The 13,552-nt window shown below is 59.1% G+C and carries 16 protein-coding genes; 10 read left to right on the top strand and 6 right to left on the bottom strand.

Translation table 11 applies throughout. The features are described from left to right. Position 1 precedes the first annotated feature (1 nt). Complete coding sequence (guaA, locus tag AGR13A_RS01085) at positions 2-1,579, top strand: glutamine-hydrolyzing GMP synthase (protein ID WP_035219340.1); 1,578 nt, start codon at positions 2-4, stop codon at positions 1,577-1,579. A 38-nt stretch (positions 1,580-1,617) separates the two neighbouring features. On the opposite strand, the gene AGR13A_RS01080 is transcribed toward guaA, so the two are convergent. Both AGR13A_RS01080 and AGR13A_RS01075 read right to left on the bottom strand, forming a co-directional pair. Continuing rightward, the gene (locus tag AGR13A_RS01080) at positions 1,618-2,106 is read right to left on the bottom strand and encodes a hypothetical protein (protein WP_080833205.1); all 489 of its coding nucleotides are present in this window, start codon (positions 2,104-2,106) and stop codon (positions 1,618-1,620) included. Between the two features lie 146 nt (positions 2,107-2,252). Beyond that, the gene (locus AGR13A_RS01075; protein WP_080833202.1) at positions 2,253-2,831 is read right to left on the bottom strand and encodes a TetR/AcrR family transcriptional regulator; all 579 of its coding nucleotides are present in this window, start codon (positions 2,829-2,831) and stop codon (positions 2,253-2,255) included. A gap of 167 nt (positions 2,832-2,998) precedes the next feature. Between AGR13A_RS01075 and AGR13A_RS01070 the strand changes: the two genes are divergently transcribed. Then, on the top strand, positions 2,999-3,715 hold the full coding sequence (locus tag AGR13A_RS01070) for a 2'-5' RNA ligase family protein (RefSeq protein ID WP_080833200.1): 717 nt from the start codon (positions 2,999-3,001) through the stop codon (positions 3,713-3,715). A 205-nt stretch (positions 3,716-3,920) separates the two neighbouring features. On the opposite strand, the gene AGR13A_RS24825 is transcribed toward AGR13A_RS01070, so the two are convergent. Beyond that, positions 3,921-4,079 carry a hypothetical protein gene (locus tag AGR13A_RS24825; protein ID WP_167377354.1) on the bottom strand — a complete coding sequence of 53 codons (159 nt, stop codon included), beginning with the start codon at positions 4,077-4,079 and terminating at the stop codon, positions 3,921-3,923. 243 nt (positions 4,080-4,322) lie between these two features. Between AGR13A_RS24825 and AGR13A_RS01060 the strand changes: the two genes are divergently transcribed. The 3 genes from AGR13A_RS01060 (at position 4,323) to AGR13A_RS01050 (ending at position 6,486) form a co-directional block, all read left to right on the top strand. Next, positions 4,323-4,670: an ArsC family reductase gene (locus AGR13A_RS01060; RefSeq protein WP_080833197.1), complete on the top strand. Its 348-nt coding sequence runs from the start codon at positions 4,323-4,325 to the stop codon at positions 4,668-4,670. Positions 4,671-4,682: 12 nt separating this feature from the next. Continuing rightward, complete coding sequence (gene ybaK, locus AGR13A_RS01055; RefSeq protein WP_080833195.1) at positions 4,683-5,159, top strand: Cys-tRNA(Pro) deacylase; 477 nt, start codon at positions 4,683-4,685, stop codon at positions 5,157-5,159. A gap of 88 nt (positions 5,160-5,247) precedes the next feature. Beyond that, a complete protein-coding gene (locus tag AGR13A_RS01050; protein ID WP_080833193.1) occupies positions 5,248-6,486 on the top strand; it encodes an aminopeptidase in 1,239 nt (412 codons plus the stop codon). Positions 6,487-6,493: 7 nt separating this feature from the next. Here AGR13A_RS01050 and pecM read toward each other — a convergent pair whose 3' ends face one another. After that, positions 6,494-7,357: a 4-hydroxybenzaldehyde efflux transporter PecM gene (gene pecM, locus AGR13A_RS01045; RefSeq protein ID WP_080833191.1), complete on the bottom strand. Its 864-nt coding sequence runs from the start codon at positions 7,355-7,357 to the stop codon at positions 6,494-6,496. Between the two features lie 81 nt (positions 7,358-7,438). Between pecM and AGR13A_RS01040 the strand changes: the two genes are divergently transcribed. The 3 genes from AGR13A_RS01040 to AGR13A_RS01030 all read left to right on the top strand — a co-directional run bounded on the left by AGR13A_RS01040 (position 7,439) and on the right by AGR13A_RS01030 (position 10,000). Next, positions 7,439-7,939, top strand: coding sequence for a MarR family winged helix-turn-helix transcriptional regulator (locus AGR13A_RS01040; RefSeq protein ID WP_080833189.1), 501 nt, complete (start codon positions 7,439-7,441; stop codon positions 7,937-7,939). 96 nt (positions 7,940-8,035) lie between these two features. Next, entirely contained in the window at positions 8,036-8,743 is a 708-nt protein-coding gene (locus AGR13A_RS01035; RefSeq protein WP_035219349.1) for a FadR/GntR family transcriptional regulator, read from the top strand. Positions 8,744-8,797: 54 nt separating this feature from the next. Beyond that, a complete protein-coding gene (locus AGR13A_RS01030) occupies positions 8,798-10,000 on the top strand; it encodes a mandelate racemase/muconate lactonizing enzyme family protein (protein WP_035219350.1) in 1,203 nt (400 codons plus the stop codon). Here AGR13A_RS01030 and xseA read toward each other — a convergent pair whose 3' ends face one another. After that, a complete protein-coding gene (xseA, locus tag AGR13A_RS01025) occupies positions 10,001-11,590 on the bottom strand; it encodes an exodeoxyribonuclease VII large subunit (RefSeq protein ID WP_080833187.1) in 1,590 nt (529 codons plus the stop codon). It lies immediately after the preceding gene. 190 nt (positions 11,591-11,780) lie between these two features. Here xseA and AGR13A_RS01020 point away from each other — a divergent pair, with 190 nt between their 5' ends. Both AGR13A_RS01020 and AGR13A_RS01015 read left to right on the top strand, forming a co-directional pair. Then, a complete protein-coding gene (locus tag AGR13A_RS01020; protein ID WP_035219354.1) occupies positions 11,781-12,023 on the top strand; it encodes a hypothetical protein in 243 nt (80 codons plus the stop codon). Between the two features lie 12 nt (positions 12,024-12,035). Next, a complete protein-coding gene (locus tag AGR13A_RS01015; RefSeq protein WP_080833185.1) occupies positions 12,036-12,407 on the top strand; it encodes a hypothetical protein in 372 nt (123 codons plus the stop codon). Here the strand turns inward: AGR13A_RS01015 and AGR13A_RS01010 are convergent. Then, a complete protein-coding gene (locus tag AGR13A_RS01010; protein ID WP_080833184.1) occupies positions 12,404-13,387 on the bottom strand; it encodes a Gfo/Idh/MocA family protein in 984 nt (327 codons plus the stop codon). The genes AGR13A_RS01015 and AGR13A_RS01010 overlap by 4 nt on opposite strands. Positions 13,388-13,552 lie beyond the last annotated feature (165 nt).

Below are 13,552 nucleotides of genomic sequence, written 5' to 3'. Positions count from 1 at the left end.
CATGACCCAGATAGCCCATCCCGACAGCATTCTCATCATCGATTTCGGCAGCCAGGTGACGCAGCTCATTGCGCGCCGCATCCGCGAAGCCGGGGTCTATTGCGAAATCCATCCGTTCCAGAATGCCGCAGAGGCGTTTGAGAAGCTTCAGCCCAAGGGCGTGATCTTCTCCGGCGGCCCCGCATCTGTCACGGCAGAAGGAAGCCCGCGCGCGCCGCAGGCGGTGTTCGACAGCAAGGTTCCGATCCTCGGCATCTGCTACGGCCAGCAGACGCTCTGCACGCAGCTCGGCGGTGTTGTCGAGGGCGGTCACGCGGCGGAATTCGGCCGCGCCGATATCGACATCAAGAAGGCGAGCCCACTTTTCGAGGGCTTCTGGGAACAGGGCAAGAGCTATCCGGTCTGGATGAGCCACGGCGACCGCGTGACGAAGCTGCCGGAAGGTTTCGAGGTCATTGCGACGTCGGAAAACGCACCTTTCGCCATCGCTGCCGACGAGACACGCCATTATTACACCACCATGTTCCATCCGGAAGTGGTGCACACGCCTGACGGCGGCAAGCTGCTCTCCAACTTCGTGCACAAGATCGTTGGCCTCAAATCCGACTGGACGATGGCTGCCTATCGCGCCGAGATGATCCGCAAGATCCGCGACCAGGTCGGCACCGGCCGCGTGCTCTGCGCCCTTTCCGGCGGCGTCGATTCCTCGGTTGCGGCGATCCTCATCCATGAGGCGATCGGCGACCAGCTCACCTGCGTTTACGTCGACCATGGCCTGATGCGGCTTGGCGAAAGCGAGCAGGTCGTCGGCATGTTCCGCGACCATTACAATATTCCGCTGGTGCATGTGGATGCCGCCGATCTGTTTCTCGGCGAACTGTCGGGCGTCTCTGACCCGGAAGTGAAGCGCAAGACCATCGGCCGCCTGTTCATCGAGGTCTTCGAGGCCGAAGCGGCCAAGATCGCCGCCGACGGCAAGGGCGCGCCGAATTTCCTGGCGCAGGGCACGCTTTACCCTGACGTCATCGAAAGCGTCTCCTTCTCCGGCGGCCCCTCCGTCACCATCAAGAGCCACCACAATGTCGGCGGTCTTCCCGAGCGCATGAACATGCAACTCGTCGAGCCGCTGCGTGAGCTTTTCAAGGACGAGGTCCGTGCGCTTGGCCGCGAGCTCGGCCTGCCGGAAAGCTTCATCGGCCGCCATCCTTTCCCCGGTCCGGGTCTGGCGATCCGCTGCCCCGGCGCGATTACCCGCGAGAAGCTCGATATTCTGCGCAAGGCGGATGCGATCTATCTCGACGAAATCCGCAAGGCCGGTCTCTACGACACCATCTGGCAGGCCTTCGCCGTTCTGCTGCCGGTGCAGACCGTCGGCGTCATGGGCGACTACCGCACTTATGACTTCGTCTGTGCGCTGCGCGCCGTGACCTCCGTGGACGGCATGACCGCGGATTTCTATCCTTATGACATGAACTTCCTTGGCCGTGCGGCAACCCGCATCATCAACGAGGTGCGTGGCATCAACCGTGTCGTCTACGACGTGACGAGCAAGCCGCCCGGCACGATCGAGTGGGAATAACGCCTACAATAGGCATAGCTTAGACGATGACGCCGCGACTAGCTCGCGGCGTTTCTGTTTTGTCTTGCGAGGTAGATGATCTGGGCGGTCAGGCCGACGACGAGGATCGCCAGCAACCCGCCCTGAACGCCGAGAAGCAGCGGCGATTTTAAATCGGCAACAAAGGGATGACCATTCGGAACACGACGCAGGGTCTCGGTCGCCGTCGGTACCATCAGGAGAAATGCGCTCACGCTCAGACAGATGGTTTCTATATATCTGGCGATGCACGTTGAGCCGAGAATGCGTTCAATTCCGTAACCTGCGAGCAGGAACAGGATGGTCAGCGCGCCGATGGCATAGCTGACCGGCTGATGCGCCACGAGGAAGGCCGTCGCAGCGCCAATCAGCATTGACACAAAATAGATTGCACCCGGCCTGGATCGCGGAACGATCCGACCGTGACGGGCAAACATGTAAGTGGCCACGGGAATGGCGGGCAGGCTGCCGAGCGTGTGGACCCAGCCAAGCGGAGAAATTCCGAACATGAGAGATTGCCTTTCTCTTCCACAGGGGCGATGACGGCCCGGGGAAGCAGACTGTTGACGACTGATCTGGAAGCGTAATGCTGTCTATTTATCGGGTCGGGATGTCGCTCAGGTCATGCATTCACCTCCCTCGCGACGTTTCATTTTCAAGCGGTGATGCGCTCCAGCATGGGACGGGTTATCGCGCCAAAGGCTGCAGCATCACCGTGGGCACGGGCCGAGAGCATTGCGCCATGCACGGTGGCCATGAACATTTCGGCATTGGTGCGCGCTGTTCCTGTCAGCACAAGGCGCCCTTGCGCAGCCCCGCGCTCCAGCACGGCGGCGAGCCAGTCCGAGAGGCTTTGAAAATGCGCACGCACTTCAAGAACCACAGATTCGGGAAGGACCGGTATTTCAGTGGCAAGCAGAGCGCAGACACAGAAGGGGTGGGTCGCATCAGCGATACAGCCTTCCCAATAGCCAATATAAGCGCGAAGCTGTTCGAGCGGATCAGAAATGTTTCGCTCCAGCTCGGCGAGCCCGGCTGCAGCTTCCTGCCTGTACTGCCCGACCAGTTTGCGGACTAGGTCTGACTTGCTCGGGAAATGGTGGTGAATGCTGGCATTGCGAATGCCGACCACGCTGGAAATATCGGCGTAGCTGAAACTGTTGTAGCCGCCGCTTACAATCAGGATACGCGCGCAACGAAGAATCTCATCGGCCTTGGTTTGTGGGTTTTTCATATTTATCACCTACCAACTAGTAGGTAGATTGTCAACTAAATGCACCATGCTGTTATTTTCTGGAATTCCCCCTGCCTGTCGGGAAGACAATTGTTCTCTTTTTGTTCTTTTAATTTCTTCTGGCAATGATAATATCGCGGCCTTGGCAAAAGCCGTGGAGCATCGTCATGGGTTTCGAGTTGACGGATAAGGGAGGTGTAAGGCAGCTTTTCTTTGAAGGGCTGGAGACGCCAAAAATACAGCGCCTTAATCCGCGATTTCGCAGCAAGCTTCTCTTATTGTTGAAGCCGCCGGCAGTCGTGGCCGATAGAATCTTTGCCGATGCTTCACAGTATGCGGAAGGACGGACAAGGCGTGCAGCCTATCCGGCGGAGCTTCTGCATATCACGCTGCTCTGTATCGGATGTTTCGAGACTGTGCCTCACGGGCTGATAAACAGGCTGAAGGCGGCGCTGGGGGAAATCAATGCTCGGCCCGTTCCTATCACTTTCGAAGAAACGTCGCTTTTTGGTAATCGCAATAGTCTGGTGCTGCGAAGCAGCCGCGACATGCCGGAAATCAAGGCTCTCGTGAAGATATTGCAACGCGCCCTTTGGCGGGCAAATCTTCCCTTTGTTACGGCATCATCTTTTACGCCGCATCTCACCATGATCTATGGCTGCGGGAAGATTGAGCTTATGCCCGCCGGTAAACCCTATAGCTGGCTGGCGGGCAATTTCGAACTTGTCTTCAGCCATAATGGCGAAACAAGGCACGAGCTGCTGGCACGCTTTGCGCTTTCAGCGAAGGCGGATCGTTATGAGCGGCCTGAGAGCCAGTTATATTTATCGGAAAAAGTGATCGGCCCGTCGAAGCGGCCGAAACAGAGTGCAGCATCTCGATGACGTGCACTCAAAGCGGCGCAACAATCCCGTGCTGACAATTTATCCCGCATCTGTCCTCCGAGGACTACGGGGCAACCTTCCTGTGTGAATACGGAATGCCTTTTGAGCCATCGGCGACGCATCCACCTCGCCCGTCGAAACCGGCATGGATTTCGACCCCGAGCGCAAGCGAGGCGGTGCCGCCTCGCTACAAATGATAACCAGCTTAGAGCTGAACCTTGTCGAAAGCCTTGCCGTCGATGCCGAGGGCTTCGAGGTCGGCGCGGGCCGGCTTGCGGTGTGCGCGAACAGCGGCCGAAACCGAAAGTGCTGCACCCAGAACGGCGAAAAGTTTCGCCGAAGAAGTTACGCGATGTCTTTGCAACCTGACGCATTTTTCTCTCCATCTTTGATGCCCAGATAATGGGCATTTCGGGCCAGTTCTACAACTCATGATGTAGCAGGGAAGCCATGCAGCTTTGCTCGCGCTCGTTTGGATATCAGCCATTGCGATTTTGCATTGCTTGGGTGCCGCAGTTCTCAAACGAGGCAGGGCACTTCAGCGGACGGTTGAATAAGGCGTATATTTTGTTATGCCGGAGAGCTTGAAGACAAAGAGGCTGGCAGCATGACGATCACGATTTACGGCATCAAGAACTGCGACACGATGAAGAAGGCCAGAAGCTGGCTGGAAACCAATGGCGTCGACTATTCTTTCCATGACTATAAAGCGACCGGCATTGACCGCGCCCATCTCGAAACATGGTGTGATGCCGCAGGCTGGGAAACGGTTCTTAATAGGGCGGGCACGACCTTCAAGAAACTGAATGACGGCCAGAAAGCTGATCTTGACCGCGAAAAGGCCATCGGGCTGATGCTGGAGCAGCCCTCGATGATCAAGCGCCCCGTGCTGGAAGCGAAGGGCAAGATCACCGTCGGCTTCAAACCGGAAACCTACCAGACCCTCTTTGCCTGAACGTCGTTCCCAATGTCCAAAACGACCCGCGCTACCCAAATGCTGGCCAAGGCTGGCGTCGCCTTCACCACCGTCAGCTATGACTACGATCCAAATGCCGACAGGATCGGCCTGCAGGCGGCTGAGGCGATCGGCGAACCGCCGCATCTGGTGTTGAAAACGCTGATGGCTGAGCTGGACGGCAAGCCGATCTGCGTCGTTGTCCCGTCCGATCGCGAGGTGAGCATGAAGAAGCTCGCCGCCGCTTTCGGCGGCAAATCTGCCAGCATGATGAAACCGGCCGATGCGGAACGCGCCACGGGTTATCATGTTGGCGGCATCAGCCCTTTCGGGCAGAAGAAACAGGTGCCGACGGCCATCGAGGCTGAGGCGATGGCGCATGATTATGTGTACATGAATGGCGGACAGCGAGGCTTGCAGGTGCGGCTTTCACCCCGCGACGCTCAGATGGCACTAAAGGCCATCATTGCGCCACTGGTGGCCGACTGAGGTTTCAATCCAGCTTTTGAAAGCATTTGGCTTTCGAAAGGAATGGGCTATGGTCGGCGCCTCCAATTGAAATATGCGAAGGCAGATCATGACCGTTTCTCCCATCGATCCCGTCAAACTCGAAAAACTGGCCGAAGTCGCCGTCAAAGTCGGCCTGCAATTGCAGAAAGATCAGGATCTGGTGATCACTGCTCCGCTGGCAGCCCTGCCGCTGGTTCGGCTTTTGACAAAACACGCTTATCTTGCCGGCGGTGGACTGGTCACCACCTTCTATTCCGACGAGGAAACCACACTTTCCCGTTATCGCCACGCCAGCGACACCAATTTCGACCGGGCTTCCGGCTGGCTCTATGAGGGCATGGCGAAGGCCTATGCCAATGGCGCAGCGCGGCTGGCGATTGCCGGCGACAACCCCATGCTGCTGGCCGAGCAGGACCCCGCCAAGGTGGCGCGCGCCAACAAGGCCAACTCTACCGCCTACAAGCCGGCACTGGAGAAGATTTCCAATTTCGATATCAACTGGAACATCATTTCCTATCCCAACCCCTCCTGGGCAAAGCAGGTCTTTCCTGATGTGACGGAAGACGAAGCGGTGCGCAGACTTGCCGACGCCATCTTCGCCGCCTCGCGGGTGGATCTGGCCGATCCGGTCGCTGCGTGGGCGGAGCATAACGCCAATCTCGCCAAACGTTCGGCATGGCTGAACGGCGAACGCTTCGCATCGCTGCATTTCACCGGCCCCGGCACGGATGTGAAGATCGGACTGGCGGATGGCCATGAATGGCACGGCGGCGCTTCCACCGCCAAGAACGGCGTGACCTGCAACCCGAACATTCCGACGGAAGAAGTGTTCACCACGCCGCATGCGCTGCGCGTGGATGGTTACGTGTCCAGCACGAAGCCGCTGTCGCATCAGGGAACGCTGATCGACAATATTCAGGTGAAGTTCGAGGCCGGCCGCATCGTGGAGGCCAAGGCTTCGAAGGGCGAAGCCGTGCTGAACAAGGTGCTGGATACCGATGAGGGCGCCCGGCGCCTGGGCGAAGTGGCGCTTGTGCCGCATTCCTCGCCGATCTCGGCAAGCGGCATCCTGTTTTACAACACGCTGTTCGACGAAAATGCCTCCTGCCACATTGCGCTCGGACAATGCTATTCGAAATGCTTCCTCGATGGCGCTTCGCTGTCGCAGGATCAGATCAAGGCGCAGGGCGGCAATTCCAGCCTGATCCACATCGACTGGATGATCGGTTCCAACAAGGTGGATATCGATGGCGTGAAGCCGGACGGCTCCACGGTTCCCGTTATGCGCAAGGGCGAATGGGCCTGATAAAAGTCTATCTCGGCAACTGGCTGCGCTGACTGAGCCAGATGCTGAAGAGCACCGCGACGAACCCGACGATCTGCGCTGGCGTGAGGCTTTGGCCAAGCGCCAGCCAGCCGAGCAGGGTTGCAACGACCGGACTTAGAAAACCGAGCGATGCGGCAGCCGAGGGTTCAATGCGGGCAAGGCCGCGAAACCACAGAAAATAGGTCAAGGCGGCACCGATGAGACCCAGATAGGCCATGCCGAGAATATTGGCCGTGGTCGGTGCAGGCAGGGCCGGTTCCAGGAAATATGCGACCGGCAGGAGCAGAATGCCACCCGCCGTCAATTGCCAGGCGGTGAAGGTGAGGTTCGAAACCGGCGGCCGCCATTTGCGGGTCAGCACGGTTCCGAACGCCATGGATACGGCACCGGCAAGACCCGCGGCCACGCCGACACTATCGAGCGCAGCACCCGGCGCCAGGACCAGAAGCGCGACGCCCATAATGCCCAAAAGACCGGCGGCGATGGCGAGCGGTCGAACCGGCGTGGTGAGAAACAGCCGGGAGAGACCAATCACGATCAGGGGCTGAACCGCGCCTACCGTCGCCGCGACTCCCCCCGGCAGCCGGTAGGCAGAAACGAAAAGCATCGCCCAGAAGAATGAGAAATTCAGCGCGCCGAGAGCAAAGCTGCGCGGCCACCAGACGCCCTGCGGGAGCTTTCGGACGAGAAGCAGCAGCAGGATACCGGCCGGCAACGCGCGCAGCATGGCAACATGGAATGGATATCCCTGCGGCAAAAATTCGGTCGTGACGAAATAGGTGCTTCCCCAGATGGCGGGGGCAAGTGCAGTTACCAGCACGTCGGCTGCATAGGTGGTATTTTTCTTCATTTCAAGAATCTCTACATCAAGATAAATGCAATCTAGCCGATTTTATCTTGACGTCAAGATATCAATTGCTATGCCTTTGTCATGAGCAAAGAACCGCTTGATCATGTCGATCACATTCTGGCGCAATGGCGCAGGGAAAGACCCGATCTCGATGTCGGCCCGATGGGGCTGCTCGGGCGCTTGAACCGGCTCACCACGCATCTCGGCCGCGAGGTGGAGGCGGTGCTGCTGAAACACGGCCTTTCGTCTTCCGCTTTTGATGTGCTGGCGACATTGCGGCGCGCAGGCTCGCCATACCGGCTCTCCCCGGGCGACTTGCTGGCGATGACGATGGTGAGTTCCGGCACCATGACCAACCGGATCGACCAGCTGGAAAAAGCCGGGCTGGTGGAGCGCATCCACAACCCGCAGGACCGGCGCAGCGTGCTGATATCATTGACGGAACGAGGCCTTACCATTGTCGAGGACGCCGTCAGCGCCCATGTCGAAAACCAGCAACGGCTGGTCGCCCCTCTCAGTGAAGAGGAACGAACAACGCTGAACCGGCTTTTGAAACGGTTTTTGCGGGACTTCGAAGAATAGGCTTGCACTGCGTTCTGGACCGCAATCGCGCTTGTTTCCTTGAAAAAAATCCTGTAAGCAATTTTCCATAAACCTGTACTACAGGTTGGAGGAAAAATGTATAACGCCATTTCCCATGAAACCGGTCTCGTCAGCAGCACGATCGGTGCGATAACCCGCCACATCCGGGAAAATGAACTTGCCCCCGGTGCGAAACTGCCGAGCGAACTATCGCTGTCGCAGCAACTCGGTGTTTCCCGCACTGTCGTTCGCGAGGCCTTCCGGTCCCTGTCGGCCATGCGGCTGATCGATGTCAGCGCCGGCAAGCGGGCTACGGTGGCGACGCTGGATCATGGTGCGATGTCGCTGATGTTCGAACACGGCATTCACACCGAGCAGATCAACATCCAGCAGATTTATGACGTGCGCCGCACCATCGAAGTCAGAACCGTGACGCTCGCGGCGCTGCGGAGAACGGATGCTGAAGCGCTCACCATTCTCGACCACGCCAATAATATGGAGCGGGATTTCGGCGACAATGACAAGGTGATGGAACACGACCTTGCCTTTCACCTTGCCGTTGCCAGAGCCTCCAAGAACCCGGTTTTCGAACTCATTCTCGGCGCCTTCCAGAATGTGACGCGCCAGACCTGGCCGATCGGCTGGAAGAGCCGCACATCCGACGCGCAGCGCCATGCCGCAGGTGAACTTCACGTCGCCATCGGACAGGCCATTGCGGCGGGCGACCCGCAAACGGCCTCAACGCTGATGGCGCGGCATTTCGATGAAAGCGTGCATGCGCTTCTGGCCGCCGGCATCGCCTGATTTTTTCAACGCAGTTCCAGACGGAACACGACCTGCCTCTGGAGGAGACACTTCATGAAAATTACGAAACTCGAAACCGTCCGCGTGGCGGAACGGGCAAACCTGCTCTGGGTTCTGGTCCACACCGACGAAGGCATCACCGGGCTTGGCGAAACCTTCTACGGCGCCGAGACGGTGGAAACCTATGTGCATGAATATATCGCACCCCGCGTGATCGGCCGCGATCCGCTGCAGATCGACCTTCTGGCGCAGGACCTCGTCGGTTATCTCGGCTTCCGTTCATCGGGCGCGGAAGTGCGCGGCAACTCGGCCTTCGATATCGCGCTGTGGGATATTTTCGGCAAGGCAACCAACCAGCCTATCGCCCAATTGCTCGGCGGTTTCAGCCGTAAGGAAATCCGTACCTACAATACCTGCGCGGGCACGGAATATATCAAGAAGGCGACCGGCCAGCAGACGGCCAATTATGGCCTCTCCGGCGGCAAGGACTATGACGACCTGAATGGCTTCCTGCACCGGGCCGACGAGCTTGCCCATTCTCTTCTGGAAGACGGCATCACCGCCATGAAGATCTGGCCTTTCGACGCGGCGGCGGAAAAGACGCGCGGGCAATATATCTCTATGCCGGACCTGAAAAGCGCGCTCGAGCCATTTGAGAAAATCCGCAAGGCCGTGGGTGACAAGATGGATATCATGGTGGAGTTTCACTCCATGTGGCAGCTTCTGCCCGCCATGCAGATCGCCAAGGCGCTCACCCCCTACCAGACCTTCTGGCATGAAGACCCGATCAAGATGGACAGCCTTTCCAGCCTGACGCGGTATGCCGCCGTTTCGCCGGCTCCTATTTCCGCATCGGAAACGCTGGGTTCCCGCTGGGCTTTCCGCGATCTGCTGGAAACGGGCGCTGCCGGCGTGGTGATGCTTGACATCAGCTGGTGCGGCGGGCTCTCCGAGGCGCGCAAGATCGCCTCGATGGCGGAAGCCTGGCATCTGCCCGTCGCGCCGCATGATTGCACCGGCCCTGTGGTCCTCTGCGCCTCCACGCACCTGTCGCTAAACGCGCCGAATGCACTGGTGCAGGAAAGCGTGCGCGCCTTCTACAAGACCTGGTATCGCGATCTCGTCACCGCATTGCCGGAAGTGAAAAACGGCATGATTACCGTCCCGCCGGGCGCCGGCCTCGGCATGGAGCTACATCCCGATATCGAAAAGAGCTTCACGGTCAGCCGCCGTTTTTCGGATGCGGCGTCGATCTGATCAGAACAGGTCGCCCTGATCGCTCGGACCAGAGGAAGCCGGCTTCTTTTTTTGCGTGGCGACAGCTTCTGTAGACGGTGTCCCCTCTCCCGTCGTGATGGCGGAAACGCGGCCATCGGCAAACTCCATCGACACCACAGCGCCGGAAGCAATGGCGGCGGCGCGGGTCAACGGCCGGTTTTCCTCGTCACGGATAACGGCATAGCCGCGTTTCAACACGTTCTTGTAGGACAGCGATTCCAAAACGCGATTATGCGCGGCAAGGCCCGAGCGGTTCTGCGCCATACGGTGCAGCACGGCGGTATCGGCCCGGCGCACTGCGGTGACGACCCGCTCCTTCTGCCGCTCAAGCTGGCCGAGCAGGCGGGCGGGAAGCGAACGCAGCGCGGAATCGAAGGCATCGACACGGCCTTTTCCCTGCAACAGGCGACGTTCCACCAGAGTCTCGGCGCGGTGCATCCGCTCGGTAATCCGCTGCCTGTGGTGCTTGAGACCGTTCAGCAAGGTTTCGGGCCTCAGACCCGACGCGGAGCGTTCGAAGGCGCGGCGCTTGTTGAGCGTCGTCATTTCAAGCCCGCGACCGAGACCGCCTGCGGCCTCATCGAAGCGGCGACGCGGCAGGGCCAGAAGCTGGTCCAGTGAAGGCAGCGCCCGTACCAGTGCCCGCAGGCCCTGGCGGCGATTGTCCATCTGGCGCGAGACGGAGCCCGAAAGGCGTGCGGCGAGGCCGGAAAGCTGCGCTTCCAGTTCGGCCCGCACCGGCACGGCCATTTCGGCGGCTCCCGTCGGTGTCGGCGCACGGACATCGGCGGCGTAGTCGATCAATGTCGTATCGGTCTCATGCCCTACGGCGGAAATCAGCGGGATTTCGCTCTCGGCTGCGGCGCGCACGACGATTTCGTCGTTGAAGCTCCAGAGATCCTCCAGACTGCCGCCGCCACGCGCGACGATCAGCACGTCGGGCCGCGCAATTTCCCCACCGGGCTGAAGCGCATTGAAACCGCGAATGGCATTCGCCACTTCCTCGCCCGAGCCTTCGCCCTGCACCTTGACCGGCCAGACGACGACGTGGACCGGAAAACGATCCGAAATGCGGTGCAGAATATCGCGAATGACCGCGCCAGTGGGCGAGGTAACGACACCGATGACATGCGGCATGAAGGGCAGACGGCGCTTGCGTTCCGGATCGAACAGCCCCTCCGCCGCCAGACGTCTGCGGCGATCTTCGAGCAGCGCCATCAGCGCCCCGGCGCCGGCCGGCTCGAGGCTTTCGATGACGATCTGATATTTCGACGAGCCGGGAAAGGTGGTGACCTTACCGGTGGCGATGACTTCCATGCCCTCTTCCGGACGGAATTTCAGCCGCGAAAACGTGCCTTTCCAGATCACCGCATCAATGCGGGCGCGATCGTCCTTCAGCGAGAAATAGGCGTGTCCCGATGAGTGGGGACCGCGATAACCGGAAATCTCACCGCGCACCCGTACCTGATCGAAAGCCGTTTCCACCGTTCGCTTGATGGAACCCGACAGTTCGGACACCGAGAATTCGGCAAGATTGCTCAATGCGGCGTGGGAAAAGATATCGCTCATGCCCGTTTGTAACCAAAACCCGTCGATTCGGAAATGCTGGCACCGGTCTGCCCAATTTTAACGGTGATGAAACCATATCCTCAACTAACGAGTTAGGAAAAGAGGGAATGGAGGAGAAAACAAGGGTTCGTTAGGGGTGAAGACGCTAGGTTTTCTCCCAAGGCCCGGCAACCAAAGAGGAGGCGGCATCATGATTTTTCTTACCGCCACAATACTCGGCGTTACCGCAGTTGCGTTGCGTTCGGTTTTCAGCATTATTTTCATCTGCATGATGATTATCGGCGCCTATGGTGTGGCAATGGCGCTTTCTTCCACGGCCGTGCCGCTGATGTCGCTGCTGCTTGCGCTCGCCGGTTACAATTTCGGCGTTGTGGGTGTCGTCATCGGCCTGCTGGTGCTGCAACGCCCGCGCTCCACTCAGCCAACCCTCTAAAAGCTCGCGGCTTTGAGGTTTTCCCGCTTTGCACTGAGCGAGATTTACGGACTGGCCGTTGACCTTGCCGTCACCTGTCTGCTGATTTTTTACGTCGGTATCGAGCCGCTTGCCGCCCGCCTGCCCGGCGCTGCGGCAGGCCTTGCGGCAAGCTGGCAGATGGGCCGCTCGAGGCGCGATGCGTCCGGCGAGGTGAGCGGATTTCTGGCAAAAGCCGTCACACTCACCTCCCGCATCGTGAGCGTCGGGCTGTTTTCCCTGCTGCAATGGCGCAACCCGCTCGTGCAGCCTCTTATCCCGCTTGCCTTTTCGGCACTCGCCGCACTGGCGTTGGCTCTTTACGGCTACAGGCGGCTTCGAAGACAGCGGCTGGATCGGGATTAGACCGGCTCCCAGCCATCCTTTTCGGCCGCCCGATAAATGGCATCGATGAAAAGCTGATTCTTCCTCGAGTTTTCCAGCGTAACGACTTCCCCCTCGCCTTTCGCTGCACGGGCAAAGGCTTCCGCCTCCAGCTTGTATTGACGGCTGTCCTGAAACCGGAAGATTTGCGACTGGTTATGGACCTGATTGGTCAGTTCGATCTCTTCCGCACCCCAGCGATTGGCGTTGAAGGGGGATTTGACCTCAATATATCCGTCCGTGCCGTGGAAGACCATCAGTTGCCGGGCGGCAAGCTGGGTTGCCAGATAAAAGCTCAGCTCGAAACCGCCGAAATCGGCCCTGACGCTGGAATAGATATCCGTACCAAATTCCCTGTCGCGCTCGACGCTCGCCTGCACGCGCTTCGGCTCGGCGCCGGTGGCAAAACGGGTCACGATCGTCGGGTAGACACCGATATCCGGCAGCGCGCCACCGCCCAGTTCAGGAATATTGCGCATATTGCCGGGATCGCGATTGAAATAGCTGAAAGCGCCCTGCACATGTTTCAGCGTTCCGATCGCGCCGGAGGCCAGCAACTCCTTCACCTTGGCCCATACCGGGGAATAAGTGACCATGAAGGCCTCAGATACGACGACGCCATTGCGGTCACGCGCGGCGATGAGGGCGTCGATCTCCCCGGCTTTCAGGGCAATCGGCTTTTCGCAAAGAACATGTTTGCCGGCATCAGCGGCTTTTATGGTCCATTCCGCATGTTGCGCGGTGGGAACCGGAATATAAACAGCGTCGATCACATCCGATGCCAGCATCTCCTCATAGGAGCCGAAGGCGTGGGGCACGGAAAAGCGGTCCGCGACCGCGCGGGCCTTTGCATGATCGCGGCTGGCGATGGCACTGACCACGCAGTTCTGGGCATCCTGTATCGCCGGGATGACATGATCCTGAGCGATTTTTGCCGTAGACATTATTCCGAAGCGCAGCATCCCGTTCTCCCATTCTGCAATCTCTCCGAAACTTATCATTGTCGGACAGCCTGGCAAGCCACGCGCGACAGGCCTTGCAAGAAGGATGGCTGAATCTGTCCTGCCTTTGTCGGTTTTCCTGCTTTCATCCGTTCTTTTGAAGGTGAATTATGCTAAGCATGAACC

This window comes from Agrobacterium genomosp. 13 str. CFBP 6927, assembly GCA_900012615.1.
GTDB lineage: Bacteria > Pseudomonadota > Alphaproteobacteria > Rhizobiales > Rhizobiaceae > Agrobacterium.
Note: the sequence above shows the minus strand (reverse complement) of the source record. Positions and strands in the feature narration are given on the sequence as shown.

Coding starts and splice junctions, on each gene's coding strand:
- guaA (WP_035219340.1), top strand. CDS start 2: ATGACCCAGATAGCCCATCCCGACAGCATTCTCATCATCGATTTCGGC.
- AGR13A_RS01080 (WP_080833205.1), bottom strand. CDS start 2,106: ATGTTCGGAATTTCTCCGCTTGGCTGGGTCCACACGCTCGGCAGCCTG.
- AGR13A_RS01075 (WP_080833202.1), bottom strand. CDS start 2,831: ATGAAAAACCCACAAACCAAGGCCGATGAGATTCTTCGTTGCGCGCGT.
- AGR13A_RS01070 (WP_080833200.1), top strand. CDS start 2,999: ATGGGTTTCGAGTTGACGGATAAGGGAGGTGTAAGGCAGCTTTTCTTT.
- AGR13A_RS01060 (WP_080833197.1), top strand. CDS start 4,323: ATGACGATCACGATTTACGGCATCAAGAACTGCGACACGATGAAGAAG.
- ybaK (WP_080833195.1), top strand. CDS start 4,683: ATGTCCAAAACGACCCGCGCTACCCAAATGCTGGCCAAGGCTGGCGTC.
- AGR13A_RS01050 (WP_080833193.1), top strand. CDS start 5,248: ATGACCGTTTCTCCCATCGATCCCGTCAAACTCGAAAAACTGGCCGAA.
- pecM (WP_080833191.1), bottom strand. CDS start 7,357: ATGAAGAAAAATACCACCTATGCAGCCGACGTGCTGGTAACTGCACTT.
- AGR13A_RS01040 (WP_080833189.1), top strand. CDS start 7,439: ATGAGCAAAGAACCGCTTGATCATGTCGATCACATTCTGGCGCAATGG.
- AGR13A_RS01035 (WP_035219349.1), top strand. CDS start 8,036: ATGTATAACGCCATTTCCCATGAAACCGGTCTCGTCAGCAGCACGATC.
- AGR13A_RS01030 (WP_035219350.1), top strand. CDS start 8,798: ATGAAAATTACGAAACTCGAAACCGTCCGCGTGGCGGAACGGGCAAAC.
- xseA (WP_080833187.1), bottom strand. CDS start 11,590: ATGAGCGATATCTTTTCCCACGCCGCATTGAGCAATCTTGCCGAATTC.
- AGR13A_RS01020 (WP_035219354.1), top strand. CDS start 11,781: ATGATTTTTCTTACCGCCACAATACTCGGCGTTACCGCAGTTGCGTTG.
- AGR13A_RS01010 (WP_080833184.1), bottom strand. CDS start 13,387: ATGCTGCGCTTCGGAATAATGTCTACGGCAAAAATCGCTCAGGATCAT.